At 73.9% G+C, this 8,587-nt stretch carries 8 protein-coding genes and 1 pseudogene; 3 read left to right on the top strand and 6 right to left on the bottom strand.

The features are described 5' to 3' along the window. Window positions 1-1,373 (bottom strand): tyrosine-protein phosphatase (locus AWH51_RS05450; RefSeq protein WP_063071093.1); only part of this gene is annotated, 1,373 nt, incomplete at its 3' end. 253 nt (window positions 1,374-1,626) lie between these two features. On the opposite strand from AWH51_RS05450, the pseudogene AWH51_RS05445 reads away from it, so the two are divergent. Continuing rightward, a pseudogene (locus AWH51_RS05445) lies at window positions 1,627-1,959 on the top strand (DUF1349 domain-containing protein); the annotation flags it as partial. A gap of 52 nt (window positions 1,960-2,011) precedes the next feature. Here AWH51_RS05445 and AWH51_RS05440 read toward each other — a convergent pair. The 5 genes from AWH51_RS05440 to AWH51_RS15665 all read right to left on the bottom strand — a co-directional run bounded on the left by AWH51_RS05440 (window position 2,012) and on the right by AWH51_RS15665 (window position 6,019). Next, window positions 2,012-2,350, bottom strand: coding sequence for a hypothetical protein (locus tag AWH51_RS05440; RefSeq protein ID WP_063071092.1), 339 nt, complete (start codon window positions 2,348-2,350; stop codon window positions 2,012-2,014). Between the two features lie 79 nt (window positions 2,351-2,429). Beyond that, window positions 2,430-2,567: a hypothetical protein gene (locus AWH51_RS16215; protein WP_175345469.1), complete on the bottom strand. Its 138-nt coding sequence runs from the start codon at window positions 2,565-2,567 to the stop codon at window positions 2,430-2,432. Window positions 2,568-2,586: 19 nt separating this feature from the next. Then, window positions 2,587-3,555: an aldo/keto reductase gene (locus AWH51_RS05435; RefSeq protein WP_063071091.1), complete on the bottom strand. Its 969-nt coding sequence runs from the start codon at window positions 3,553-3,555 to the stop codon at window positions 2,587-2,589. A 164-nt stretch (window positions 3,556-3,719) separates the two neighbouring features. Then, window positions 3,720-5,072 (bottom strand): glycoside hydrolase family 32 protein, encoded by a 1,353-nt coding sequence (locus AWH51_RS05430; RefSeq protein WP_063071090.1) that lies wholly within the window; start codon window positions 5,070-5,072, stop codon window positions 3,720-3,722. Continuing rightward, window positions 5,069-6,019 carry a GNAT family N-acetyltransferase gene (locus AWH51_RS15665; RefSeq protein WP_081234890.1) on the bottom strand — a complete coding sequence of 317 codons (951 nt, stop codon included), beginning with the start codon at window positions 6,017-6,019 and terminating at the stop codon, window positions 5,069-5,071. Before AWH51_RS15665 ends, AWH51_RS05430 begins: the two co-directional genes overlap by 4 nt. A gap of 101 nt (window positions 6,020-6,120) precedes the next feature. Between AWH51_RS15665 and AWH51_RS05415 the strand changes: the two genes are divergently transcribed. Next, window positions 6,121-7,671 carry an MmgE/PrpD family protein gene (locus AWH51_RS05415; protein WP_063071089.1) on the top strand — a complete coding sequence of 517 codons (1,551 nt, stop codon included), beginning with the start codon at window positions 6,121-6,123 and terminating at the stop codon, window positions 7,669-7,671. Continuing rightward, a complete protein-coding gene (gene prpB / locus AWH51_RS05410; protein WP_063071088.1) occupies window positions 7,671-8,585 on the top strand; it encodes a methylisocitrate lyase in 915 nt (304 codons plus the stop codon). The genes AWH51_RS05415 and prpB overlap by 1 nt, the downstream gene beginning before the upstream one ends. Window positions 8,586-8,587: the final 2 nt, after the last annotated feature.

The following is an 8,587-nucleotide window of genomic DNA, read 5'->3' as shown; positions in this document are numbered from 1 at the left end:
CCCGCCGTGCCTGCCGTCGTGGTGCCGGCGGCCCGGGCGGCGCTCACGGTGAGCGCGGCCGGATCCGTGACGGCCGCGCCCGACGCGTCGAGGAGCGTCAGCGTGTGCGCACCCGCCTCGGTGCCCGCGGGGATCGTGACGGTGCCCGCGACCAAGCCGTCGGACGCGGCGGTGAGGGTGCCCACGTCGGTCGGCGTCGAGTGGAGCTCGACCCGGTACGCGGCGCCCGGGGTGAGGCCGGACGCGCGGACCGCGACCGTCCCGCCCGCGACGGGCGCGGATGCGCCCGGCAGCTCGATCCGCGCGAGCCCGGCGGTGACGCGGTACGTGCGCGTGCTGCGCCCGTCCGCCGCGGTGACGACGACCGTGACGACGCGACCGGCGACGGTGACGGCCGCGCGGCTGCCGGCGTCGGCCAGGGCCACGTGCACGTCGGCGGGGGCGATCGACGCGCGGCCGACGGGCACGGTGGCGCCCGATGAGCCCGCCGCGTCGGCGACCGGCACGTCCACGCCGCCCACGGTGATGGACGTCGCGGCCGCGTCGTCGGACACGAGGAACTCCGCGCGGAGGGCGCGGATCTCCTGGTCGTCGACGCCGAGCGTGGTGCGGATGTAGGAGTCCATGCCCGCGTAGCGCGAGGCGATGCCGGCCTCGAAGGTGCCCTGGAGGAGCGCGGGCTTCGCCCAGTCCACGCCGAGCTGCGTGTTGGAGAGCAGGTAGTCGTGGAGGATGTCGGAGCTGCCGACGCCGAGGATCCGGTCGAGCAGGTCGACCACGGTGCCCGTGCGGTCCATGCCGTGCGAGCAGTGGATGAGGATCGTGCCGTCGCCCGTGTGCGACGCGATGGCCTGCAGCACCTGGCGGTAGGCGCTGATCATGACACCCGGGTGGGCGGCGTCGACGCGGCCCTTGTCGATGAGGTCCTGGTACATCACGGTGTCGTCGGGGTAGTCGCCGTCCGCGCCGAAGAGCGAGATCGCGACCGTCTTCGCGCCGGGGATCGGCACGTCGGGCTTCTTCTGGATCTGGCCGGGCGTGCGCAGGTCGATCACGAGGTCGACGTGGTGCGCGGTCGCGAGGGTCGCGGCGCCGGCCGCGGTGATCTTGTCGAGCGACTCGGTGCGGATCAGGCGGCTCGCGTCGACCGTGCGCCCGTCGAGGCCCCGGAAGGCGCCGAGCTCGCGGCCGTTGACGAGGCCGGGCACGTCGGTGATGAGGTGGTCGCTCGCCGTGGGAGCCGGCTGGAGCGCGGGGTCGGCGGCGGCGTGCGCGGGCGCGCCGATGCCGACGGAGAGCACCACGGCGGCGGCCGCCGCGGTGAGGGCGCCGATGCGCGCGGGAGCGGCACGGCGGGCAGGGGGGATCGTCACGTTCGTCCTTCTGTGATGGGATGCGCGCGGGGTCGCGCAGGCCGGCGTGCGCAGGCGCGCGGGAGCTCGGCATCAGGATCATCGGCCGTGGCGCGACCCCGTGCGTGAACGCGATGTTCTGCTTCCGTGAACTCCCGGGACGGGGGCGGATCGCTCCTCCGCGCGCGCCGTCCGAGCCCGACCGGGGATCGCGGGGTGCGTACGCTCGGGCCATGACCGACATCGACTGGGACTCCGGCACCTGGACCACCGCGTGTGGACCAAGGCCGGCGTCGAGCGCAGCGACGGCCAGGACGGCCTCGGCGCCGTCGTCACCCGCGGCATGTCCGACTGGTCGCTGGCGCCCGTCCCCGACTGGCACGGCCGGCTCGTGACGATCCGCGCCAGCCGCTCCGGCGACGCGCTGACGGTCCGCGCGCGGGTGGACGACGAGCCGTGGCGCCTCGTGCGGGTGTCGCCGCTGGATCCCGACGCCGCCGTGACCGCGGGCCCCATGTGCTGCGCCCCGACGCGCGACGGCTTCACCGTCCACTTCACCGCGTGGCGGACCGGGCCGGCGGACGCTGGCCTGCACCCCGGCGACTAGGTGGCGACGGCGCTCGCGTCCGCGTCCGCCGTGCGCTGCGGCCAGGACACGTTCACTCCGCGATCGGCACCGTCGCGCGGAACATCGGCCCGGCGAGGCGTGCGCGGAAGCGCGACTGCCCCTCGTCCAGGCCGCCCGCGAATGCACGCTCGCTCCCGATCTCGAAGCCGGACGGGTACGCCTCGCCCCCGGGATCATCGGCCGCCCCGAAGAACTCGACGGCGAGCCCCCGCAGCATCAGCCCGACGGCGTGCTCGACCTGATCGAGGTCGAACTCCCCCTCGCTCGTCTCCACGAAGCGGACCAGCAGGCCGGAGCCGGCCATCGCCCAGAGCTCGTCTCCGCGCAGGGACAGGCGGACCGTGATCTCCGACGACTCGTCCCAGACCATGGCCTCCGTCGGCGCTCCGGAGCACGCATGAGCTCGCGCGGACCTCCCCAGACGATCGAGCAGCACGGCGAACCCCTTGTCAGGTCCAGACTCCATAGACGCCTCCCATCAGGATCACGTCGGCCACGAAGTGGACGGCGCCGATCCACACCACGGACCCTCGGCACATCTCCCGGAGCACGCACATGGCGGCGCCGAACAGGCCTGCGAACAGCATCCCGACGCCGGCCGTCCCGTCACCACCAGAACGGCGGCTGCGTCACGTAGGGGCTCTCGAGCCGGGCGACCTCGTCGTCGGTCAGCTCCAGGTCGAGGGCGGCGACGGCGTCGGTGAGGTGGTGGGGCTTCGTCGCGCCGATGACCGGCGCGGCGACCGTCGGGTTCCGCAGCACCCACGCAAGCGCGACGCGCGCCATGGGCACGTCGCGCTCCGCGGCGACCTGCTCCACCGCGTCGATGACGGGGCCGTCGGCGTCGGTGTCGAACGCCTCGGCGACCTCGTCTGTCGCCGATCGCGCGGTCGTCGCGCCGCGAGGCCGGGTGAGCCGGCCCTTGCCGTTGGGGGAGTACGGCGTGAGGGCCACGCCGGTGTCGGCGCAGAGCGGGATCATCTCGCGCTCCTCCTCGCGCTTGAGGAGGTTGTACTGGTCCTGCATGGCGGCGAAGCCCGTCCAGCCGTTGACCGCCGCGGCGCGCTGGAGCTTCGCGAACTGCCAGGCGTGCATGGACGAGGCGCCGAGGTAGCGGACCTTCCCCGCGCGCACGACGTCGTCGAGCGCCTGCATCGTCTCCTCGACCGGGGTCTCCGGGTCGAAGCGGTGCAGGTAGTGGACGTCGATGTGATCCGTTCCGAGGCGGCGGAGCGAGGCGTCGACCTGCTCGAGGATCGCGGCGCGGGACAGGCCGGATCCGCCGGGTCCGTCGTGCATCCGCCCGGAGACCTTGGTCGCGAGCACGATGTCCTCACGCCGGGAGAAGCGGCGGATGGCCCGCCCCACGTACTCCTCGCTCGTGCCCTGCTGGTACACGTTGGCGGTGTCCCAGAAGGTGATGCCGAGCTCGACCGCCTGGCGGAAGAAGGGCGCCGACGCCTCCTCGTCCATGGTCCAGGAGTGCATGCCCCGGGCGGGATCGCCGTACGTCATGCAGCCGAGGGCGAGACGGCTCACGCGGAGGCCGGTGCTGCCGAGTCGAATGTGCTCCATGTTCCTGCTCCTTCGCGGTCTTCCCTCCACGTTACGACTGCGCGGATGCCGCGGGTCGGGCCGGCCGCGCTGGCCGTCCAGCTAGTCACCCTCCTCGGGCGCCTGCCCAGGTGGCCTCGACCCGGGTGAGGTCTCCGGGCGACCCACCACGCGAGATCGCGACCTCATGCGCGAAGGACCGTGACGTCGATCGAGGTGGACCCGCCGGCCGGCGTCTCGAGGACGACCGCGATGTCCTCGTCGCACGGGAAGACCTGCTCCGTGAGGACCACGGCCCCCTGATCCGCGAACACCTCGACGGATGAGACGTCGACCCAGATCTCGAGCGACACCGCTCCGTCGGCGTCGGCCGGGACGCGTGCCGAGGAGACGCTCGGGAACGCCGGCGAGAAGCCCACCTGTCCCGAGGCCCGCCGGTCGACGGTGAGGACGTCGCCGTCGATCCGGATGGTCGTGCCGCGGGAGCCGTCCGCCGCGGCACGGACCACCAGCGCGACCGCGCCCTCCCGCGGGACGCATCGCAGCCGGATCCGCAGCGCCCGACCGTGGGCCGCCGCGGGGAGGGGACCGGAGGGCGCCTCGCCCTGCGCCGCGAGCCAGTCGGGAGGGCCGGGGTCCGGGACCGCGGGGAGCTGGAGCACCTGCTCCCCGCGGAGCGCGAGGCGCCGGGGCAGCGCCATCGACCCCCGCCACGGCGAGGTCGGCACCGCGTCCGCGTAGTCCCAGTTGCCCATCCAGCCGATGAGCGTCGGCTCCGGGGCGTCGGCGACGGTCACGCCCGCGTAGAGGTCGCGCCCGTGGTCGAGCGGGCCCCAGGACGTGGCCGTGAAGGCGGTGCCGTCGAAGTCGCCGACGAAGCGCTGCATGCCGGATCCGCCGGCCGGGTTGCCGGGGTTGGTGGAGACGAGGAGCACCCACCTCCCGTCCAGCGGGAAGAGGTCCGGGCACTCCCAGATGCCCTCCGTCGATCCGGTGGGGCCGAAGACCGACAGCGGCGTCCACGACCGGAGGTCGTCGGAGCGGAACAGGTGCACCTGCCGGTCGAGCGCCTCGACGGCGACCATGATCCAGTGGTCGCCGTGCCGGAGCACCTTCGGGTCGCGGAAGTCCGTGGTCCCGCGGTCGAGGACGACGCCGTGCTTCGTCCACGTCCGGCCGCCGTCGGCGCTCGACGCGAGGGCCTGCGCCTGGCTGCCGGGGCGCGCGGAGGTGTAGAGGGCGACCAGCGGCGGGCGATCCGCCGTTCCGAGACCGGACGCGTTCCCCGCGTCGAACACGACCGAGCCGGAGTAGACCGCCTCGTCGTCATCGTGCCGGAGGGCGACCGGATGCTCGGTCCACGTGCGGAGGTCGACGCTCGAGGCGTGGCCCCAGCTCATGTGGCCCCAGTCGATCCCGTGCGGGTTGTGCTGGAAGAACAGGTGCCATCGTCCGTCGTGGTGGATGAGGCCGTTGGGGTCGTTCATCCAGTGGCGGGCGGGCGTGAAGTGGGTGACCGGTCGCGCGGAGGTCGTCATCGTGGGGACGTCCCCTTCGTCGCCCGGGGTGCGGCCGCGGGGTCGTGGCGCAGCGCCACCAGCCACACGTCCACCGCATCCTCCCGCTCGACCCGGAACCCGGCCCGCTCGTAGAGGTGACGCGCGGCGCTGCCCTGGAGCACGTCGAGGCGGTACGGGCGGCCGTCGTCGAACCGGGCCATCAGATCGCGGAGCACCTCGCCGCCGATGCCGCGGCCCTGCACCGCGGGATCCAGGTAGAAGTGCTCGATCCAGCGCGCGTCGGGCTCCTCGCGGCAGGCGATGAGGCCCGCGTCGCGGCCGGCGACGCGGATCACCGAGGTGCGCTCGGCGGCCCATCCGTCGAGGAAGCGGCGGCGGACTCGCACCGGATCCCATCTCCCCAGCCGCTCGAGATCGGGCCGGAGCGCGACGGCGCGGAGCTCCGCCATCCAGGTCGCGTCGTCGGGCAGCGCGGGGCGGAGGATCCAGCGGGGGAGCGGCCCGGGCGCCACGCGCAGGTCGCGCTCCATGCAGACGCTCGTCGGATCCGCGCCGTACGGCCCGAAGCGCGGCACGTGCCGGTAGCCGCCGCGCTCGTACATCGCGATGGCCGCGGTCTGGGGCAGGCCCGTCTCGAGCCGCATGACGTGGGCGCCGATCTCGCGCGCCCGCTCCTCCGCGGCGACCAGCAGCGCGCGCCCGACGCCGAGGCCGCGCGCCGCGTCGGTCACGAACACGCGCTTCAGCTCCGCGGATCCGTCGCCGCCGTCCACGACCGCCGCCGTGCCGAGAGCGCGGCCGTCGTCGCGCGCGACGAGGAACGTGACGCCAAGCCGGTCGAGGGCCGCGACGTCGAGGCCGTGGTAGTTCTCGGCCGGGTAGAGGGCGAGCGCGAACTCGTCGGCCTGCCGCAGGAGCGGCAGCACGTCGGCGGTGCGGGGGGACTCGGGGTCGACGGTGAGCACGCCCCAGCGTAGGACGGCCCCGGCGGTGGATACGCTGGACCGGTGCCACGCGGACGAGGCCCCGAGCCCTCCGCGACGGTGCCCCGACCGTGAGGAAGAGCATGCAGATCCACCGCGTCCGCGTCCACCGCAGCGACGAGGCCCTGCCTCCCGGGGAGCAGCTGGCGGGGCGCATCGCCGCCGTCGCCGCGGATCCCGTCGAGGTCGACGCCGAGGTCACCGAGATGATCGTCAACCGCATCATCGACAACGCGGCCGTCGCGACCGCCTCGCTCACCCGCGCGCCCGTCGTCGCGGCGCGCGCGCAGGCCCTGGCGCACGGGCCGTCCACGGGCGGCGCGGGCGCGACCGTCGTGGGCGCGGATCCCGCCACCCGCGTCAGCGCCGAGTGGGCCGCCTGGGCGAACGGCGTGGCCGTGCGCGAGCTCGACTACCACGACACCTTCCTCGCCGCGGAGTACTCGCACCCGGGAGACAACATCCCGCCGATCCTCGCGGCCGCGCAGCACGCCGCCGCGGCCGGCCGTCCCGACGGCCGCGCGCTCACGGGCGCCGACGTGATCCGCGGCATCGCCACCGGCTACGAGATCCAGGTGGACCTCGTGAAGGCCATCAGCCTGCACGCGCACAAGATCGACCACGTCGCGCACCTCGGCCCGTCGGCCGCGGCCGGCATCGGCACGCTCCTCGGCCTCGACGAGGAGACCGTGTTCCAGGCCGTCGGCCAGGCCCTGCACACCACGACCGCCACGCGGCAGTCGCGCAAGGGCGCGATCAGCACGTGGAAGGCGCACGCGCCCGCGTTCGCCGGGAAGATGGCCGTCGAGGCGATCGACCGGGCGATGCGCGGCCAGACCAGCCCCACCCCCATCTACGAGGGCGAGGACGGCGTCATCGCGTGGCTGCTCGACGGCCCCGCGGCCTCCTACGACGTGCCGCTGCCCGCACCCGGCGAGGCCAAGCGGGCGATCCTCGACACGTACACGAAGGAGCATTCGGCCGAGTACCAGGCGCAGGCGTGGATCGACCTCGCCCGCCGCCTGCACCAGGCCCACCCGGTGCTCGCCGACGCGGACGCGATCGACCGCGTCCTCATCCACTCGTCGCACCACACGCACGTCGTCATCGGATCCGGCGCCAACGACCCGCAGAAGTACGACCCGCGCGCCAGCCGCGAGACGCTCGACCACTCGATCCCGTACATCTTCACGGTCGCGCTGCAGGACGGCGCGTGGCACCACGTCGACTCGTACGCGCCCGAGCGCGCCGGCCGCCCCGACACGGTCGACCTCTGGCGCCGCGTCACCACGACCGAGGACCCGGAGTGGACCCGCCGGTACCACTCCATGGATCCGGCCGAGAAGGCGTTCGGCGGCCGGGTGGAGATCCGCCTGACCGACGGCTCGACCATCGTCGACGAGATCGCCGTCGCCGACGCGCACCCGCTCGGCGCCCGGCCGTTCGCGCGCGCCGACTACGTCGCCAAGCTCCGCACGCTCGCCGACGGCGTGCTCGAGGACAGCGAGGTCGACCGCTTCCTCCAGCTCGTCGAGCGCCTGCCGGAGCTCACCGCCGACGAGCTCGCCGGCCTCACCGTGACCGCCCGGCCCGGCCTGCTCGACGGCGCCGGCTCCCCGAAGGGACTCCTCTAGTGCTGCACTCCACCCTCACCTCCGCCGCCAAGCGCCGCGCGTTCCGCGAGCGGCTGGCATCGGGCGAGCTGCTCCGGATGCCCGGCGCGTTCAACCCGCTCTCGGCCCGCCTCATCCAAGACAAGGGCATGGACGGCGTCTACATCTCGGGCGCCGTGCTCTCGGCGGACCTCGGTCTGCCCGACATCGGCCTCACCACGCTCACCGAGGTGGCCGGGCGTTCGCAGCAGATCGCGCGCGTCACCGACCTGCCCTGCCTCGTGGACGCGGACACGGGCTTCGGCGAGCCGATGAACGTCGCGCGCACGGTGCAGATGCTCGAGGACGCCGGCGTCGCGGGCCTCCACATCGAGGACCAGGTGAACCCGAAGCGCTGCGGCCACCTCGACGGCAAGCAGGTGGTGGACGAGTCGACGGCGCTGAAGCGGATCCGCGCGGCCGTCGACGCCCGCCGCGATCCGGACCTCCTGATCATGGCCCGCACCGACGTGCGCGGGGTCGACGGCATGTCCGCGGCGGTCGATCGCGCGAAGGCGCTGGTGGACGCGGGCGCCGATGCGATCTTCCCCGAGGCGATGGCCGACCTCGCCGAGTTCGAGGCGATGCGCGCCGCGGTGGACGTGCCGATCCTCGCCAACATGACCGAGTTCGGGAAGAGCGAGCTGTTCACGACGCAGCAGCTCGCGGACGTGGGCGTCAACATCGTCATCTACCCGGTGTCGCTCCTGCGCCTCGCGATGGGCGCCGCCGAGCGTGGCCTCGACGCGATCCTCGAGGAGGGCACGCTCGCGTCGAAGGTGCCCGAGATGCAGACCCGCGCCCGCCTCTACGAGCTGCTCGACTACGCGGGCTACAGCGCGTTCGACGAGGACGTCTTCACGTTCACGCTCGAGGGGAACCGCGGCGGGGCGTGATC

The organism is Clavibacter tessellarius (assembly GCF_001618005.1).
Lineage (GTDB): Bacteria > Actinomycetota > Actinomycetes > Actinomycetales > Microbacteriaceae > Clavibacter > Clavibacter tessellarius_A.
The sequence above is the reverse complement of the archived record's forward strand: the minus strand, read 5'-3'. Positions and strand labels throughout refer to the sequence as shown.